This window comes from Candidatus Flexicrinis affinis (assembly GCA_016716525.1).
GTDB classification, from domain to species: Bacteria; Chloroflexota; Anaerolineae; order Aggregatilineales; family Phototrophicaceae; genus Flexicrinis; species Flexicrinis affinis.
Window position 1 is genome coordinate 175,385 of the sequence record JADJWE010000006.1, and the last position, 17,371, is coordinate 192,755.

Below are 17,371 nucleotides of genomic sequence, written 5' to 3' on the forward strand. Positions count from 1 at the left end.
TCCTATTCGTCCCGCAGGCGGCGATCCGCCTCGGCCGTTTCGATCGTAATATCGCCTGCCTGTGCGGCCAAATCCTCGAGGCTGAGCGGCGCTTCGCTCACGTCCTGCAAGCGGTCGCCACACACCAGACACTTCGGGTCGCGCGCGATGTTGACCCACAGCGCGCCGTGCGGCAGGGTGGTCTGTCCTTCGATAATCTCGAGCGCGGCGTTTGCCATCACCAGCGTGTTGGCCGGAAGCGGCGGCCGCGACCCGGGAAGCAGCAGCGTCAGCGCCACATCGGCCTGCGCCGCAGCGATCCGCACGACATGGATCCACAACCCCGGCTCCGCCTTGAGCGTGCCGTCCTCGCCGATCTGGCCGTAGTCCAGTTCTTCGACCGGGCCGGCGCTCAGGCCTTCGCGCAGTTCGGCGGCCCAACACGCATAACACGGGCCGTCGTAGGGGCGGATCACGCAGACGTCGCCACCCTCGCCGCGGGCGTAGACCCCGGCATAGACGGCAGGCAGATTGCGCGCCAGCGCCATCTCGTTTAGATGATACTTCATCCCTTCGCCGTCGACACCGACAATCATCAGGTCGGCGCCGTCGAGCGCGTCGGCGTGGTCGGCAATGTCTCCAGCGACGACACGCACCTGCGCATCGGGGTTGCGCTGCGCGATCAGGTCCGCCACCGCCTGCGCCTTGTTGACGCCAAGATAGCGCGCGTCGGCCACGTGCCGCACAACGTTCGGCTGTTCAAGGTCTTCCATGTCGACCAGCGTGAACCGGCCAACACCGCTCATGGCGAGGCTAAGCGCGACGAATCCACCGCCAGACCCGACCCCCACGACCACGACGTGCGCTTGCGCAAGCCGATGTAGGCCATCGCTGCCGATCAATCGCTCGACGCGATCCCACGCGGTCATTCGTCGTCCTCCCCATCGTCGCCGCTGTCCGACACGACCGGATCGGCCCCGGCGGGCGAGCGGCCCATCAACGCAGCGACGTAATCCACCAGATACATCTCCGGCGACCATGTCAGGCCGTCCGGCCACGGCATCGGATCGGCGTCGCGCCACGCCTTCTCGAATGCGTCGTACAGCTCCTCGTCGCGGCCCAATGGCACGAACGGCGCGGAATAGGCGCGCGGCGGCGACTCCGGATAATCGTGTTCGGTCGCCAGCAGCATCAGCGACTCTCCGCCCGCCCGCCCGAGCATGAAGCAGGCCTCCAGCGGCGGCTCGAGGTCGGTATCCCACAGCACCACCTGCGACACCAGCCATCCGTCGTGTTCCAACTGCCCGACTTCGAGGCTCAGGCGCGCGTCGTCGGCTAGGTGCCACGGCGGCGGCGGAAGTACGGGAAGCTGCGCGTTCGGATACACGGACGGAACAATCGGTCGGAACGCCTTGGCGCGCCGGTCGATCAACCAGAAGTCGACGCGCGTCAGCCCGCCGTGGCCGTCGGGAACGGCGACGTAGTTCACCGCAGCGCCGTCGCGCAGTGTCGGCGGATGCCCGAGCGTAACGATCGGCGCCAGCCAAAACGGGATGTCCGGCGCCTCTGCCAGCAGGGTGACCGCCGAGGCCAGATCGCCACCGCTGGGGGCGATCATATAGCCGGGCTGTTTATGCCAATCGCCGATATGCGCCAGCGGCGCTTCGGATTTGAAACCGGCGTCGCGGCGCAGTTCGGCATCGGCCCGCCAATTCTCCAAAAGCCACGTGAACTGATCGTATTGGCTTTCGCCGCCGTGAGCGAAGGCATAGGCCTCGCGCTGCACGTCCTCCTCGTCAGGGGCGATCGTATCCAGCACATACAGGGTCGGCACGCTGCCGGCGGCGCCCGGTTGGTGAATCAGACCAACCAGCGCCTCACCCGTTTCGTCGTGGATGAAGCGTGCGGCACCCTTCGCCATCTTGTCGATGACGCGCTGGGCGATCACGAGATTTGGAAGCTGTCCGTCGCTCATCGGGCTTCCTTTCAGCGGCGCAAGCGCGGATCGATCTGGCTGGGATCGACGGTCTCCTCGATACCCGGCCAGACACCGGTCGCCCGCCACGTGTAATAGGCGTAAATCCACTGCACCGCCCACGCCGCAACGGTCACTGCTGTCGATTTGGCGGGGTTCCAGCCGTAGCTTTCGCCGTCTTTCGGATTGAAAAGGCACAACTGGCCGTCGACATACTGATGCTTGCGGCTGTAGATGCGCGGATGGGTCACGTAGGCCTCGGCAGGCTGATTGGGGTAGTCCGCCGGGTAGACGATCTTCACCGTGTGAATGCGCTCTTTCAACCGCGTCAGGTTGATCTCGATGTCGCCGTGCCAGTACAGCAAGCCGGTTTCCGGCACGTTGAGTTTGAATGTGTTCCCGAACACCGCACGCATGCCTTCGACTTCAAGCCGAAGCCGGGCCGAGACATTCTGCCGTGTACCCCACCAAGCAGGCATCGCACCTGTCGCTTTCCACTGCGTTCGTCGTGCTTAACTTTAGTCTGAAAGCGCGGCGGTGTCTATGTTATCTCATACGGGTGGCGGGGGGATTCGGTTGCGGCGTGCCGGGCAAAACAAAAGCCCCCGCACGGTCGCGTGCGGGGGCTTGACGATATTACGCGGTCAGGCTTAGAAGCCGCCCATCGCACCCATCATGCCCATCAGGTCCATGACAGTCGCAACCGGGGCGCCAGCCGGGGCCGACAACGCCGGAGCGGCGTTGAAGTTGGCGAAGCTGAACCCGCCGGTGATGCTGATGCTGTCCATCGACTCGCCGGTGACGGCCGCGAACGCCGCGCCGTCGAGGGCGATGTTGAACTCGACATCGGTCTGGTAGAAGCTCGCCAGATCGACCTTCTGCGTGACACTGACGTTGATGGCGCTGCCCAGCGCGCTGAGCATCTGCTGCGCTTCGGCCAGTTCCGACTCGCTCAGTTCACCGGCGCCGGCCTGCGACATCACCAGACCCATGAACTCTTCATTGTTGAAGATGGCATTGAAGTCGAGCGTGGTGTTGAAGACCGCCTTGCCGTCCTCATCCGCGCCGCGGGTGATGATGGCCGCACCCATGAGCGAATTCATCAGGGCTTCGGTCTGCGCCGGGTCCATGGCGGCCGCGCCACCGGTATCAGGCATTTCCATACCACCCATCATCGGCCCAAGCATCTCAAGCGCGCCGACCAATTCGAGACCTGCCCAATCCGCCGGCAAGCCCATCGCTCCCAGCGCCTCTGGGCCGCCCAGCAGCGGGGCCAACGCGCCGAAGTTCAGGTAACCGACGCCGTCGATCAGCAGCAGGTTGAGGTCGATCATGCCCATCGCGTTGATGTTCAACTCGCCGTCGAACGCACCGAGCACGCCGCCCAAGGCGCCAAAGACTGCGGTCGGATCAGCGGCGGCCCCGGCCAGCGCGTCCATGTCGATGGCCGCAATGGCAGCGGGATCAATCGCGTACGAGCCGTTGCCCGTCAAGGGAATAATGTCCGATCCCGAGCCGATGTTGAGGGTGAAATCGAACGTGGCCGACGTCAAGCCTTCTTGCGCCGCCGCCGACTGAACCAAAATATCGCAGTCCGCGCCAGTCAGATTGCCGCAGAGCGGATCCTGTGCAAATGCCGAACCGCCAAAGGCCAGCATCGCGAGGATCATGACGAGAATCATCAAGTACTTCCGCATAGTGAGGGGTCTCCGTTCCGTAGCGATAAAGCAGCCAGCAATTCACTGGCCATCCAACCCATTATACGCGAATTCTGTGGCGCGGTAGCGTTGACAGCGAATTCAACCGGAATCAACGCAGCATTTAGGCCTAGACGACCGGGCGAAGCGCAGGCAAACCGTTGGTCAAGCCCAGCCGGAGCGCCCCGACGGTGAGCGACTCGACGTAAATGCACATGTCCCACGGGATCGACACGTCCGCGGCGGAGAGCGCAACCTCCTCGATCGGCACGCCGCTGTTGCGAATCACGGCAAAAGGAGTGGCTTCGTCGCGTTCGCCCATCACCAGCTGCGCGGCAACGCACAGCGAATCCGCCACGCCGCGCTGCGTGACTTGCATGGGGTTACCGAACAGGTCGGCCTTGCCGCGCTCGTCTGCGACTGGGCGGAAGCCCGCCATCGCCAGCGCAATGCCGGTCGTACCCCAGCGCCCCGGCACCAGCCAACTGTCGGTGAGGATCACACCGATATCCACGCCGAAGTGTTGGCGAACCTGCGCCCTGATCCATGCGGCTGTGCCGTACGGGTCGGCCGGGAACAGGACGACCTGCCCGCTGGGGATGTTCGATCGGTCGAGGCCGGCGTTGGGCGAGATGATTCCGTGCACATGCGTGAGCAGAAACCCGAGCTGAATCCCACCAAACACATGCTCGGCGTTCTCCAACACGAGCTGCGCCATCTTGGGGTTCATGTTGTACTGGGCCGCCACACGCTCGGCGTCTTCCGAAACGACAACGTCGGCAAGGTTGACGACGCGGCCTTCGGAAATCGCGGCGTATTTGCTGGACACGGCCAGCACGTCGCCATCGGCCAGCGCGAGATCGGACGCATTAAGCGCGTCCTCGAGGGCGGAGATCAGGTCGAAACGGTGAGTCTGCACGGTAGCGCGTACGGGGAAGATTTGCAGGGGTGTGGGTGTCATCGACGTCGTGAATCCGTTAACGGGAGGTATCCCAATGGTGTAGGCGGTGTGGCGTTCTGTGAAACGTCGTCACACATCCTAACAAAGCCACCAAGAATTGCCAGTGCCGGACTGGTTACGACTGCGTTTCGATTCGCCGCTATCCCGCCGCTCCCCACGCCTCGCGCAGCCACGCAGCCACCTCACCGTCGACGTCGGCTTCATCGTAGAGTTCGATGTGATGCGTGAAACGCCCCGGCCGCGGCTCGACAACCTCTTTCCAGCGTGGTGACGGGTCGTGCCGCCGTAGCCCGATGGTCAGGACCAGCGGGGCGGCGGCGCGCTTCAAGACCTTTGTCGGACACCACGCCCACGCAAATGCGATGCGCCGCCGAAACGCGACCTGACTCTTGCTGACTCGCAGTTCGCAGTCGCCAATCGCGTCAACAGCGCGGCAAACCTCGGCAAAAAGCCGCAGCGCAACAGGCTCACCCGCGAAGTACTGTTCGGGAGTCACTGACCCTCTTCCCAGCTCAGATCAGCGCATCGAGCAGGAGCCACAACAGCCATCCGGCGACCATCAGCAGGCCGAAACGCCCGTGCAAGCGCGCCGTGCGGCCCTGCGCGGGGTGCAGCGTGGCCGGATCGTCCTCCGTGTTGAAGATGCGGATCAGCGCGCGCGCCTCCGGCAGCGTGAGGGCGACCAGCGCGGTGGTGACCGGCACCGCGCCGAACACGATCAAAGCTGCCAGCGCCACATAGGCACCGCCGACCAGCACGACGTACTCGACCCGCGCGGCAGGCCGGCCCAACAGCACGGCCAGCGTTCGCTTGTTGGCGGCACGGTCGGCCTCCATGTCGCGCAGGTTGTTGGCGTGCAGAATTGCCGCTACCATCAGCGCGACCGGAAGCGAAATCCACACCAGATCGGGCGCTAGCTGACCGCGCGCCATGACGTAATACGCCCCGACCACGATCAGCGGTCCCATGAAGATGCCGGCGGCCACTTCGCCGAGGCCGTTGTACGCCAGCGGGAACGGGCCGGCAGTGTAGATCACGGCGACCAGCGCGCCGCCGATGCCGATCGCCCACAGCAGCGGGCCGCTTTGCGACAGCAGGAACAGGCCGATCAGGCAGCCCGCGACCAGCGAGACCACCGCCCCGATACCGACCTCGCGCGGGGTAAGGCCGTACTTCTTGATCGCCATGCCCTGCCCGTCGACTTTGAGGTCGTCGCTGCCGCGGACGAAGTCGTAGTACTCGTTGACGAGGTTGGCGGCGGTCTGCAGCAGCATCACGCCGATCAGCGAGAGCGCGAACAGCAGCACGTCGAATACCCCGTCGCGAATGGCGGCGGCGGCGGCCACGCCCATCGGCACATAGGCGGCGGTGAACACGCGCGGGCGCGTCGCGCGGATCCACGCTTGACGTTTGTTGACCGGCGCGGCCGGGGCGGGCGCAGCAGGTGCGGACATGGACTAGCGTTCCTGCAAGTGACGAGTGGAATGGGGCGCAGTATAGCGTCAATCCGTTAGCCGCGTCTAAGTAGGTGAATTGGGATCGTGATACAATGCTCGTGAACGCCGGGACACAGGATGACTGTGATGCTCAACGCTCCAGCGCGATCCGTACTAGACGTGGTTACCGACTTTCTCGCGGCCAATCCATCAGCCGACGAACTGCTCGCCTACCACCTTCCTGAAGATCTTCAGGCACGCGTTGATGACCTCGTGGAGCGTAACGCCGAGGGTGAGCTGACACCTGCGGAGCAGCAGGAGCTTTTCGACTTCGTGCGCGTGGATGACCTCATCGCATTGCTCAAGGCGAAGGTTAAGCTGCGACAGCGCGATGGTGATGCGTGACAATATCTCAAGCCCTGCGCAGGCAGATCCGATCGCAGGCGGGATACTGCTGTGAATACTGCCGTGTAACTGAAGACAATCGCCTATCAACGTTTCAAGTTGACCATATCATTCCCCTAAAACACGGTGGCACCGACGATCCGTCCAATCTCTGCCTTGCCTGTCTGAAGTGCAACAGTTTCAAGGGGTCAAATGTTGCGGGTCTTGACCCTGCGACCGGAGATCCGACGCGTCTGTTCGATCCACGCAGACAGAGTTGGCGCGATCACTTCGAAATCGAGCCTGACGGCGTGATCAACGGTTTGACTCCGGAAGGTAGGACAACCGTGGACGTGCTGCGTCTGAACGATTTGCCCAGTTTGGTGGCCCGTCGCGTATTGATTCTGACGGGAGAGTATCCATGTTGATGCCGCCACAGTTATCCTAACCCGAGCCTAGCGATGTGCGCCGCGGGCGCGATTACGCGCGGGCGGACTTGAGCAGCATGTCGACCACGCGCATATTCTCGACACCGTCCTGCGGGGCGTAGCGCGGCGGACGCCCGTCGATCAGCGCGAGCGCGAAATCATCGGCCATCAGCGTATAGGAATTAGCCGGCGGTACGGTGATCTCGCGGTAGGTGTCGCCATCGGGGCCGGCCTGCCACCAGCGGATGAACGTCGCGCCGTCGTCTGGCACGACGAACGCTTCTTCAACCGTGATCTTGCCGTTGGTGCCGCGCAGGTGGTAACGGTGATTGTGATGCCCGCGCAGCGAACAGTCGAAGTGCCCGATCACGCCCGATTCGAACTTGAGTACGCCGGCCAGCACCTCGTCCACGCCCGATTCCGCGCCGAAGCGCGCGACGGCATGCCCGGTGATTGGCTCCGCCCCCGCCATCAAGCGCGTGACGTTGACGCAGTAACAGCCGACGTCCATCAGCGCGCCGCCGGCCAGCTCGGCGCTCAGGCGGATGTTGTCCTCACGGGCGATACGAAAGCTGAACGCAGCCTCGACCGCCAGCAGCTCGCCGATGGCCCCGTCGTCGAGCATCTGCTTGACCTGCACGGTCTGCGGATGGAAACGGTACATGAACGCCTCGGCAAACAGGACACCGCGTTCGGCGAAGGCGTCGACCATCGTCTGCGCTTCGGCGGCGTCGGACGCCAGCGGCTTTTCGCACAAAGTCGGCTTGCCGGCCTCGGCGCACTTGATACTCCACTCGGCGTGCAGGCTGTTGGGCAGCGGGTTGTAAATCGCGTCGACGTTCGGGTCGGCGAGCAGCTCTTCGTATGAGCCATAGGCGGTCGGGATGCCAAGCTCGTCGGCGTACTCGCGCGCCGCGTCGCTGTTGCGGCTGGCGACGGCGGTCACGACGCCGTGTGCACTCGCCTGCATGGCCGGGACGACGCGCTTGCGCCCGATGTTGGCGGTGCTGAGAATGCCCCAACGGATTTTGTCGGTCATGGCGGTCGGCTTTCGGTGATCGTGGGCACGGACCGCCGATTATAGCGCGGAGGAGTAGTCTCGCTTATTCAGCGAACTCTGAGCGTCGTTTCTCGGTGAGCTGTCGTCCCCCTCGGCCTCTTCCGGTTCCTGCCGCCAGTCTCGAGGGTTACGGTGGTTCACGGATTGAATCTGCATCATAGTAGTATTGATTGCTCTTTGAGAAAAGAAAGATCGTTTCATGATCAACAGTTGGTCTAGTAGCCACAGATGATGGCATCGCGTTTGGTTTATGCCAGATTACTTCGCTTCGAAGAATCCATCCGACTTCCTGCAGCGCAAATGCAACCCGCCACGGTATTCCCAGAAGCTGACCATTTCGATAGGTATCTCCAAGATTTAGCCATAAGGTACCGTCGTTTTTGAGAGCGGGGTATAGATGTTGGAAGAGGTTCTTCAGCTTCTCAACATACTCAATTGGGGACTGTTCACGTCCGAATTCATGAGCATCGGGATCTCCTTCCTGCGAGTAGACCCTGTGCCCGAAATACGGGGGACTTGTGACAATCATCTGGATGCTTTCGCTGGGCAAGTGCGCGGCAACTGACCAACTGTCACCATTGATGATTGAATCTCGACACTCACTCTCGGTCAAATCACGAGTATGGTCGAAGTGGATTATCTGCACAGATTTCACCTATTCGTTATCACCAGTCTTCTTAGGATGAATGACGCCGTCTAATACATTGGAAACGAATTGGTTAAGTGACTCCTGTTCGCTCGAGCCAAATTCGATGAATTCACTGGGCGAGATTTCAAAATTCACTAGATAGTCAACGGCTTCCTCTATTGCTCGAGCTTCGCGCCGCGACCAATTCTTGGCCACTATGATAACCGCAAGGTAATCATTGCTTCCACTACTTTTCGCTGACGTGATCGCTGACATAATATCACGTGTGAAGAGGTGAGAATGGCCACCACCCTCGGTCTCTCTTGTCTTTATTGGCACAAGCATCCTGCTCACCGTTATACCCTTGCCATCGAGAAGATTGACGCTCACGTCGTAGCTTTCGGAGCCAATGCTGACCTGGGACGCCGGTATTTCCACGCCACCAAATACACCGTAGTGACGGTGTGTTTCGTAATAGCTTTGAATGGCTACCAATAGCGCGGAGCGAACTATAGTCTCTTTCTCGTGACCCTTGATGCTACGCCGAGATCCCTCGAGACGATCAACAATCACCTCACGTATCGCCTCCCAAGAAAACGTCCGCACATGCTTGCGATATTTAGTTATGAGCTGTGCCAACACGTCAATCTCAACGTCGGTGCGAGGCTTCCTCGTAGCTTGGACAATACGCTGGACCATTGGGGCTAATCTCTGTTGAGGCGCATCTCGAATCGTCCATGAGAAAAAATAGTAGCATGCCTTGGAATGCGGGTATGTCCTACCAACCCCATCGAACAAGAAAGGAACGTCGTGCCTATCTTCCACACTGTAACAAGCCCGAATACCCTGCCGAAGGTCATCTAGATCCGAATGGTTGAGTATTTCCGTAAAATTCCGTGTTTCAGAAAGCACATCTTGGAATGTTCGTTCAATCCATTCGTAAAATGGCTTTGCCTGATCTGCAAGTCGTGTAAGGTCGACAAGTCTAGCATGAGATATGTCGACACCAGCCACGATCAGTAGTTCCATAGCGATACTGCCCTGATTTCAGATCTGAACCAACAAACTCGAAAGTGCAACTAAAGACTAACAGATAAAACGGTGTGCAACAGTGCTTGATAGCTGTGATCGTCGTGCCGTATCACCGTTTGAGTCGATATCGACGCGCTGGGATCCCCTCGACAAGGCAGTGAGATATGCATTACCAGTTAACAGTACTAGCTACTTCATTGTCGTAATCGCATCAACCTCTAGCACCGTTCTTTTGGTCAATTGTTCAGTCGTATGAACCTACCGTGACTTGGCTACACGTGATCGTAGCAGTAGAACACGAAGTCCTGCGGGCCGGTCTTGACGCCCAGATCGTGCAGCAGTCTGAGCGTCTGCGCGCGGTGATCGGTGCCGTGGTTGGCGACATGCAGCAGCACCTGCCACAGCACAAGGTCTTTGTCCTCGCCCTCCGACCACGGCTTTTGCAGCAGCATGTCGTCGCGCAACGTGGCCAAATACTCGCGCATGCGCCCCTCGACCTCATCCCAATGCCGGCGGATGACGTCTCGATCCACCACCGCCGCATCCTCAATGTCCTGCGGTTCCACGCCCCGAAGCTGGCTGAACCAGACTTCGTCAACGTTCATCAGATGCACGAGCTGATCCCGTACCGAGCCGATCGAATAGGCGGCTGGCTGGACGAACAGCGCCTGCTCCAGCGGCACGACGCAGGCGTCCCAAATCCTGCGGTTCTCGCTGATGTGGTAGTCGTACAGCATGCGAAACGCGTCGGCGTTCATGGGGTGTCGGGCCTTTCGTGGAAGCGAGGGGCTTGTCGTATTGTAGACCACACCACTGTGCAGCGTGCTGACGGCACTGCAAACGGCCACGGCAGTGCCGTGGCCCTACGAACGCACGTGACCTGACGTCTGACGACTGAAAACTCCCCTACGCCAGCATGTCGCGCACGGTGTCCGCCAGGACCGCCGATGCGACTGTGACTTCCACACCGTCGCGCAGGCGCTTGACCTTGACCTCGCCGCGTGCCGCCTCGTCCGGCCCTTGCAGCACGACCAGCGGGATGCCCTTCTTGTCCGCATAGTTGAACTGCTGGCCGACCTTGCGGTCTTGCAGCATCAGCTCGGCACGAATGCCTGCCTCGCGCAGTTGAGCCGTGAGCGCAGTCGCCGCCGGGCGCAGATCCGGGCTGAACACGCCGACCAGCGCCTGCACGACCGTCCCGCCGATGTGCGCCGGATACAGGCCGAGTTCGTCCATCACGTCGATGATGCGCTCGATGCCGAGGCTGACGCCGGTCGTCGGCAGGCTTTCCTTGCGGAACATGCCGATCAGCCCGTCATAGCGCCCGCCGCCGCTCAAGCTGCCGATCTGCGGCTCGGTCACGACCGTCTCGAAGATCGGGCCCGTGTAGTAGCCCAACCCGCGCACCATCGTGAAGTCGATCTCGACGAACTGGCGGGGCACGCCGGCGTCGTCCAGATGCGCGGTCAGGTCGCGCAGTTCGCGAATGCCTTCCGCCGCCGAGTCGACGCCGCCCATGGCGTCTTCGAGGAGGGCGAGCTTGTCAGCGCTCGGGTGATTGTCGACCAGCAGCGCCATCATGCGCGCAACGGCCTCCGCGTCGATCCCGCGCTGGATCAACTCGTCGCGCACGCCATCGGCGCCGATCTTGTCGTACTTGTCCACGCTGCGGTACAGGTCGCCGAGCTGCGCGTCCGGCACACCGCTGTAATGCCCCATCGCGCTCAGCAACTTGCGGTTGTTGATCTTGACCGTGAAGGTCGGGAAGCCAAGCCGCCGCAGAGTCGAGACGACTACGCCCAGCACTTCGGCGTCGGCGCTGACGTCAGCGACGCCCACGATGTCGACGTCGCACTGGTAGAACTCGCGATAGCGGCCCTTCTGCGGGCGCTCGCCGCGGTACACCGGCGCGAGCTGATAGCGCTTGAACGGCAGCATGATCTCGGCTTCGTGCATGGCAACCACGCGCGCCAGCGGCACGGTTAGGTCGTAGCGCAGCGACAGTTCCTCTTTACCGCCGGGGTGCTGGGCGTTGTAGATCAGTTTCTCGGCGTCTTCGCCGTACTTGCCGTACAGCGTCTCGCGCAGTTCGAGCACCGGCGTGCTGAGCGGCTCGAAGCCGTACAGGTGGAAGACATCGCGGACGACGCCAAACACGTAGTCCCGTTTGATCATGTCGGCGGGCATGAAGTCGCGCATGCCTTTGGGCAGGCGGGGTTGGATGCGATTCGTACTCACTCGAAGCTCCTGTGCGTGCAAGGTCGGACAGGTCGGATGGATGTACTGCGAATTGTGCGCGTTTATGGCGCGATTGGGTAGGGAATGATCTAGCGAATCGAATCAGCCTCGAGGAGAGGCTGGTGTCGACGTTGGGGGAAGCAGGGAATAGTCATAGGCTCACGATAACGCATGCGCCGGATCTGTCGACCGCCGAAAAGCGGGGGTTGTGCGGTACGATTGCCGGGTTCTAATCCGCGCGAGGTTCATCCCATGCCCATCCCCGAATACGTCCGTACGATGCGCGCTCGAATCGGCCATGACCTGCTGGTGATGGTCGGGGCGGCGGCGGTCATCCGCAACGACGCCGGCGAGGTGCTGCTACAGCTCCGGCGTGACAACGGGCGGTGGGGGCTGCCCGGCGGCGCGGTCGATCCCGGCGAAGACCCCGCGGCAGCTGTCATCCGCGAGGTGCTGGAGGAAACCGGCCTCGTCGTCGTGCCGGAGCGGATCGTCGGCGTGTACGGCGGACCGGAGCTGATCTTCCGCTATCCCAACGGCGACGAAATCGCCCTGACCAGCATCACGTTTGCGTGCCGGGTCAGCGGCGGCGCGCTCGGGATCGGCGACGACGAGTCGCTCGATCTGCGCTGGTTCGCGCCCGACGCGCTGCCGGACTCGGTACTGCCCATGCACCGCGAGCGCATCCATCACGCCGTCACGCGCGACACGCCTTATTTCCGAGTAACGTGAGCAGATCGCGTTATAACGTGTAACAGTTTTCCCACAATTGCGGCAGTTTTATTTGGCACAACATACGAAACTTGTAATTCCTCAACATTTCTCAGCAAACGCCGCGGCGTTAAGCCTGCTATCATCCTTGTTGGGATTCTGTGAGGTCCATGTTGGCCCGCGGCACGATCACGCGGGTCAGTGTGATTCTCGCCGAACCCACGTGCTTCCCATACAGACCTTCTGCGAACGCGTGGTTCTGTCGTGGGAAGTTCGTAGTTTCTGTTCTGCGGGCCTCATGGAGGGGTCGAAACTATGAAGTATCGCCGTCTAGTTGTCTTATTGGTCCTTGTGCTTGCGCTGGTCGCCGTTTTACCTGCGGCACAGGCGCAAACCGTCAAACCCAACGTATACGTCAGCGAAGGGGTCGCACAGGCCCTGAAGTCAGGCCCGGCGAACGTGCTGGTCACGCTCGATGTTCCGGTCTCCAGCAACCTCCAACAAGTCCGCGACTCCGTAGCGGCTGCGCAAGCGACTGTGCTGAACGCTCTCAATCCGCGCACGTACGCATTGAGAGCGCAGTACTCGCACGTCGCCGTGCTGTCCATGTCTATCGAGCCTGAGGCGCTCGCGGTCCTGACCGGCTTGCCCAACGTCCGCGCGATCAACCTCGATCAGGAACGGTTCCTCTCCGATCTCGAATCGAACACGATCACGCAGATCTCCGACGTGCACACGTCCGGTTACACCGGTGTCGGAACGCGTGTGGCGGTCGTCGACAGCGGCATCAACGGCACGCATGTCAACCTTAGCGACGACCTTTACTATGAGGCATGCTTCCGGACTGAAGCGGACTGCCCCGCCGGCACGTCCGGCCCGGGCAGCGCACTGGATCAGGATGGCCACGGCACGCATGTCTCGGGTATCGTGACCGGCTCTGGCGGCACCGCCCCGGATGCCGAGATCATCGCCCTCAAGGTGTTCACCCTCGGCAGCACGAGTGACACGAACATCCTCAACGCGCTCAATGCCGTCATCAGCAATGACGCGACGTGGCAGACCAACGTCGTCAACATGAGCCTCGGCGGCGGTAATTATGCCACGCAAGCGGCCTGCGATCTTGACAACGCGTCTTATGTGACGGCGTTTGCCAATCTCAACGCACTCGGGATCGCGGTTTTCGTCTCGACTGGCAACGACGCCTCGATCGTTGACGTGAGCGCCCCGGGCTGCGTCACCGGCGCCATCGGCGTCGGCTCGACCAGTGACGCCGTGTTCACCGCGACCTTTAGTGTCTGCACCGAAAACGGCCAGCCCGACAAGGTCACGTGCTACTCGAACACCACCGCGACTCAAGGTGCCGGCGAGTTGATGGACATCCTTGCGCCCGGCTGTTTGATCACGTCCGAGTGGACCGGCAGCCCGACCGCGATGGACACCATCTGCGGCACGTCGATGGCAAGCCCGACCGCCGCCGGCATCGCGGCCACGCTGCTCTCGCTCGATCCATCGCTCACACCAACCCAGCTTGAGGATCTGATTGAGTCGACCGGCGACCCGATCGTCGATTACCGCAACAGCGTGACGTATCCGCGCATCAACGCGGCTTCGGCCTTCGCCGCACTGGCGATCACGCTGCCGACGCCGACCAATCTGGTCGCGACCCCGATCAACGCCACGCAGATCGACCTGACGTGGGACGACATCGCCGGCGAAGACCAGTACGAAGTGCAGCGTTCGCCGGACGGTGCGGGGTGGGCGCCGCTGGGAACGACCGGCACTGATGTCACGGCACTGTCAGACCTTGCGACGCTGTGCGGCACCAACTACTACCGCGTGCGCGGCGTCGACACGACCGGCCCCGGCTATTCGCAATGGTCCAACGTTGCGACCGCCACGACCCGCGCTTGTCCGCTGGCGCCGACCTCGCTCGCCGCGACGATCTTGACGTCCAGCTCGGTGCAGCTCGACTGGGCCGATAACGCCACCGACGAGACGGCGTACCACGTCGAGCGATCGGACAACGGCGGCCCGTGGGGCAATCTCGTTTCGCTGCCGGCCGACAGCATCACGCACACCGACAGCGGCTTCGCCTGTGGTCAGTACAGCTACCGCGTGCGCGCCGAGCGCAGCGGAGACTTCTCGGCCTACTCTAACGAAGTGACCGTCGGCCCGTGCGCGCCGGACAACGACCTGATTGAGAACGTGGAAGTGGTGACGGGCGACTATCTCGACGTAGAGCCGAACATCCGTTACGCCACGATCAGCCCGAGCGATCCGTCGCCGAGCTGCCGCTTCGCTGGCCCCGCGCAAGGCTCGAACAGCGTGTGGTACAGCATCACGCCGGTCGGCCCGATCAGCCTGTCCGTCGATACGCTGTCGTCCGACATCACCGGCGGTGGTAACCCCGCGTTCAACGACACGATCCTCGCGATCTACACCGGGACTCCGGGGTCGCTCACGCAGGTCGCCTGCAACGACGATTTCAGCGGCGCGAATTTGCTGTCGCAGATCTCGAACTTCACGATGAACGGCGGCACGACGTACTACATCTACGTTACCCGCTGGAGCGTTGTACCGATGTCGTTCGACGGTACCCTGCGCGTCAACTTCGTCATCAATGAAGCGCCGCCGGTGCTGAGCGCGACAGGCGTCGTCGATGGGGTCGACCTGTCATGGACGAGCGTAGCCAGCGCCACCGAATACCGCGTCGAGCGCAAACCTGCGCTGTCCGGCGCGTTCGCCGAAATCGCCACGGTGCCAGCCCCGACGACGACCCACACCGATACACCGATTACACCGTGCGCGGTCTACGATTATCGTGTCCGCAGCTACAACAGCGGCACGGCGAGCTTCGGCGTGTATTCGAACGTCGTGCGCATGGAACCGTCGAACTGTAACCTCGCACCCGACAACGATTTCGCCCAGAACGCGGAAGTCGTGTCGTCCTTCCCGTCGACGGATACCGAGTCGGGCGTGCCGTACGCCACGATCTCCGCGGGCGATCCCACCGTTCAGACGATGGGGGACTGCACGATCGGCTTCCCGCGCACCGGAACGAACTCGATTTGGTATCAGTACACGCCGTCCGGAGATGGTGTGTTCGACATCAATACCAACGGTAGTTCCGGTTCCGCGGCGGATACGATGATCGCCATCTTCACCGGCACGTATTCGGCGCTCACGCAGGTGGCATGCGATGATGAAAGCGGCACAGGCTCGCAGTCGCTCATCAACGACTTCCCGATGTCGGGCGGTACGACCTATCTGGTGCTGGTCGCGCGCTGGTCGAGTACCGCAACAACCTCAGCCGGCACGTTCGTCGTCAACTTCGACTTCGTGCCTGATGCGCCGGGCGACTTCACATTGACCTCGCCGGCGGATGCCTCGGTCTACACGCTGCCGACGGTCCCGACCTCCTTCGAGTGGACGGCGTCGAGCGGCGCAGACACCTACACCTTCACGGTGAACGACGGCGTGAGCGACATCATCACGCAGACCGGCATCGCCAGCACCAGCACGACGCTGGATGCGGGCGAACAGGCGCTGCTGGTCGCGGGCAGCTACACGTGGAGCGTCACGGCGGTCAACATCACTGGAAACACGGCCGCCAGCAACGCGCCGTTCGACTTCACCGTCGATCCGGCCCCCGTGCTGCCGGGCGCCTTCACCCTGACCTCGCCGGCGGATGCGTCGGTCTACACGCTGCCGACGGTCCCGACCTCGTTCGAGTGGACCGCGTCGAGTGACGCCGACACCTACACCTTCACGGTCAATGACGGCGTGTCGGACATCATCACGCAGACTGGCATCGCCGGCACCAGCACGACGCTGGATGCGGGCGAACAGGCTCTGCTGGTCGCGGGCAGCTACACGTGGAGCGTCACGGCGGTCAACACCGACGGCAACACAACCGCCAGCAACGCGCCGTTCGGCTTCACGATCAACCCACCGCTGGTACCTCCGGGCGCCTTCACGCTGACCTCGCCGGCGGATGCCTCGGTCTACAACCTGCCGACCGTCCCGACGACGTTCGAGTGGACCGCCTCGTCGGATGCCGACACCTACACCTTCACGGTCAATGACGGCGCAAGCGACATCATCACCATCGCCAGCCTCGTGACCAACAGCGCGACGCTCGACGCCGGCCAACAGGCCCAGCTCGGAATCGGCAGCTATACGTGGTCGGTCACGGCCTACAACACCGACGGCAATACGACCGCCAGCAACGCGCCGTTCGGCTTCGATGTCACGCCCGAGCAGGCCGAACGTCTGTTGAACGGCAGCTTCGAGACCGCCGGCGCCAGCGAAAGCGAAGCCGCCGACTGGACGGGCAAGCTGCTGACGACGAAGGACAAGCGGGTCTGCGGTAAGCCCAACTTCCCGGCGACCGACGGAAGCTGCGTGTTCCGCTTCAAGTTCGGGGTTGGCGCATCACCCAGCCGCAACCTCTCGCAGACGCATACCGCGCCCGCATGGGGCAACACCGGCGAGCACCTCGATCTCAGCGTGTATGCCGCGGCCAAGAACTTGACGGCCGGCGCGAAGGTGATCTTCAATGTCAAGTACACCGACGACACCAAGTCCAAGGTGACACTCGACCTGCCGACCGGCACGTATGCGGCGACCGAGTTCACCGGTGACATCGACATCCTGCTGCAGGTGGCGAAGGTCAAGGTCAAGATCAAGCCGGGCGCAGCGACCGGCAGCTTCTGGCTCGATGATATGTCGATGCTGTGGACGCAGGCGATCCCGCGCGAGGTCGTTCGCAGCGACGTGCTTCCGGTACCGGTCGCGCCGAACGGTTTCCGCGGCAAGAACTAACCGATCGTCCGCTGACGA

At 62.3% G+C, this 17,371-nt stretch carries 16 protein-coding genes; 4 read left to right on the forward strand and 12 right to left on the reverse strand.

What is annotated here, in order from left to right; all coding sequences use genetic code 11:
* Positions 1-2: 2 nt before the first annotated feature.
* From IPM16_16050 to menA, 7 genes are all read right to left on the reverse strand, one after another.
* On the reverse strand, positions 3-908 hold the full coding sequence (locus IPM16_16050; GenBank protein ID MBK9124613.1) for a ThiF family adenylyltransferase: 906 nt from the start codon (positions 906-908) through the stop codon (positions 3-5).
* Positions 905-1,954: a hypothetical protein gene (locus IPM16_16055; GenBank protein MBK9124614.1), complete on the reverse strand. Its 1,050-nt coding sequence runs from the start codon at positions 1,952-1,954 to the stop codon at positions 905-907. Before IPM16_16055 ends, IPM16_16050 begins: the two co-directional genes overlap by 4 nt.
* An 11-nt stretch (positions 1,955-1,965) precedes the next feature.
* The gene (locus IPM16_16060; GenBank protein MBK9124615.1) at positions 1,966-2,433 is read right to left on the reverse strand and encodes a hypothetical protein; all 468 of its coding nucleotides are present in this window, start codon (positions 2,431-2,433) and stop codon (positions 1,966-1,968) included.
* A 171-nt stretch (positions 2,434-2,604) separates the two neighbouring features.
* Positions 2,605-3,651 carry a hypothetical protein gene (locus tag IPM16_16065; GenBank protein MBK9124616.1) on the reverse strand — a complete coding sequence of 349 codons (1,047 nt, stop codon included), beginning with the start codon at positions 3,649-3,651 and terminating at the stop codon, positions 2,605-2,607.
* A 130-nt stretch (positions 3,652-3,781) separates the two neighbouring features.
* Positions 3,782-4,612, reverse strand: a complete 831-nt coding sequence (locus IPM16_16070; GenBank protein MBK9124617.1) for a coenzyme F420-0:L-glutamate ligase — start codon at positions 4,610-4,612, stop codon at positions 3,782-3,784.
* 139 nt (positions 4,613-4,751) lie between these two features.
* Entirely contained in the window at positions 4,752-5,108 is a 357-nt protein-coding gene (locus IPM16_16075) for a hypothetical protein (protein ID MBK9124618.1), read from the reverse strand.
* Positions 5,109-5,124: 16 nt separating this feature from the next.
* Entirely contained in the window at positions 5,125-6,066 is a 942-nt protein-coding gene (gene menA / locus IPM16_16080) for a 1,4-dihydroxy-2-naphthoate octaprenyltransferase (protein ID MBK9124619.1), read from the reverse strand.
* 129 nt (positions 6,067-6,195) lie between these two features.
* Here menA and IPM16_16085 point away from each other — a divergent pair, with 129 nt between their 5' ends.
* Both IPM16_16085 and IPM16_16090 read left to right on the forward strand, forming a co-directional pair.
* The gene (locus IPM16_16085) at positions 6,196-6,453 is read left to right on the forward strand and encodes a hypothetical protein (GenBank protein MBK9124620.1); all 258 of its coding nucleotides are present in this window, start codon (positions 6,196-6,198) and stop codon (positions 6,451-6,453) included.
* Positions 6,450-6,860, forward strand: coding sequence for an HNH endonuclease (locus tag IPM16_16090; protein ID MBK9124621.1), 411 nt, complete (start codon positions 6,450-6,452; stop codon positions 6,858-6,860). The genes IPM16_16085 and IPM16_16090 overlap by 4 nt, the downstream gene beginning before the upstream one ends.
* Positions 6,861-6,912: 52 nt before the next feature.
* Here the strand turns inward: IPM16_16090 and IPM16_16095 are convergent, their stop codons facing one another.
* The 5 genes from IPM16_16095 to hisS form a co-directional block, all read right to left on the reverse strand.
* Positions 6,913-7,899 (reverse strand): Gfo/Idh/MocA family oxidoreductase, encoded by a 987-nt coding sequence (locus IPM16_16095; GenBank protein ID MBK9124622.1) that lies wholly within the window; start codon positions 7,897-7,899, stop codon positions 6,913-6,915.
* A gap of 148 nt (positions 7,900-8,047) precedes the next feature.
* The gene (locus IPM16_16100; protein ID MBK9124623.1) at positions 8,048-8,449 is read right to left on the reverse strand and encodes a site-specific DNA-methyltransferase; all 402 of its coding nucleotides are present in this window, start codon (positions 8,447-8,449) and stop codon (positions 8,048-8,050) included.
* 126 nt (positions 8,450-8,575) lie between these two features.
* On the reverse strand, positions 8,576-9,577 hold the full coding sequence (locus tag IPM16_16105; protein ID MBK9124624.1) for a hypothetical protein: 1,002 nt from the start codon (positions 9,575-9,577) through the stop codon (positions 8,576-8,578).
* 275 nt (positions 9,578-9,852) lie between these two features.
* Positions 9,853-10,338, reverse strand: a complete 486-nt coding sequence (locus IPM16_16110) for a DinB family protein (protein MBK9124625.1) — start codon at positions 10,336-10,338, stop codon at positions 9,853-9,855.
* 148 nt (positions 10,339-10,486) lie between these two features.
* Positions 10,487-11,818 carry a histidine--tRNA ligase gene (gene hisS / locus IPM16_16115; protein ID MBK9124626.1) on the reverse strand — a complete coding sequence of 444 codons (1,332 nt, stop codon included), beginning with the start codon at positions 11,816-11,818 and terminating at the stop codon, positions 10,487-10,489.
* Positions 11,819-12,070: 252 nt separating this feature from the next.
* On the opposite strand from hisS, the gene IPM16_16120 reads away from it, so the two are divergent.
* Together IPM16_16120 and IPM16_16125 are read left to right on the forward strand one after the other, a co-directional pair.
* Positions 12,071-12,550 carry an NUDIX hydrolase gene (locus IPM16_16120; GenBank protein ID MBK9124627.1) on the forward strand — a complete coding sequence of 160 codons (480 nt, stop codon included), beginning with the start codon at positions 12,071-12,073 and terminating at the stop codon, positions 12,548-12,550.
* A gap of 294 nt (positions 12,551-12,844) precedes the next feature.
* Positions 12,845-17,353, forward strand: coding sequence for a S8 family serine peptidase (locus IPM16_16125; GenBank protein ID MBK9124628.1), 4,509 nt, complete (start codon positions 12,845-12,847; stop codon positions 17,351-17,353).
* Positions 17,354-17,371 lie beyond the last annotated feature (18 nt).

Bases quoted from the DNA above. Each gene is read 5' to 3' on its own strand.
- IPM16_16050 (MBK9124613.1), bottom strand. From the start codon at position 908: ATGACCGCGTGGGATCGCGTCGAGCGATTGATCGGCAGCGATGGCCTA.
- IPM16_16055 (MBK9124614.1), bottom strand. From the start codon at position 1,954: ATGAGCGACGGACAGCTTCCAAATCTCGTGATCGCCCAGCGCGTCATC.
- IPM16_16060 (MBK9124615.1), bottom strand. From the start codon at position 2,433: ATGCCTGCTTGGTGGGGTACACGGCAGAATGTCTCGGCCCGGCTTCGG.
- IPM16_16065 (MBK9124616.1), bottom strand. From the start codon at position 3,651: ATGCGGAAGTACTTGATGATTCTCGTCATGATCCTCGCGATGCTGGCC.
- IPM16_16070 (MBK9124617.1), bottom strand. From the start codon at position 4,612: ATGACACCCACACCCCTGCAAATCTTCCCCGTACGCGCTACCGTGCAG.
- menA (MBK9124619.1), bottom strand. From the start codon at position 6,066: ATGTCCGCACCTGCTGCGCCCGCCCCGGCCGCGCCGGTCAACAAACGT.
- IPM16_16085 (MBK9124620.1), top strand. From the start codon at position 6,196: ATGCTCAACGCTCCAGCGCGATCCGTACTAGACGTGGTTACCGACTTT.
- IPM16_16095 (MBK9124622.1), bottom strand. From the start codon at position 7,899: ATGACCGACAAAATCCGTTGGGGCATTCTCAGCACCGCCAACATCGGG.
- IPM16_16100 (MBK9124623.1), bottom strand. From the start codon at position 8,449: ATGATTGTCACAAGTCCCCCGTATTTCGGGCACAGGGTCTACTCGCAG.
- IPM16_16105 (MBK9124624.1), bottom strand. From the start codon at position 9,577: ATGGAACTACTGATCGTGGCTGGTGTCGACATATCTCATGCTAGACTT.
- IPM16_16110 (MBK9124625.1), bottom strand. From the start codon at position 10,338: ATGAACGCCGACGCGTTTCGCATGCTGTACGACTACCACATCAGCGAG.
- IPM16_16120 (MBK9124627.1), top strand. From the start codon at position 12,071: ATGCCCATCCCCGAATACGTCCGTACGATGCGCGCTCGAATCGGCCAT.
- IPM16_16125 (MBK9124628.1), top strand. From the start codon at position 12,845: ATGAAGTATCGCCGTCTAGTTGTCTTATTGGTCCTTGTGCTTGCGCTG.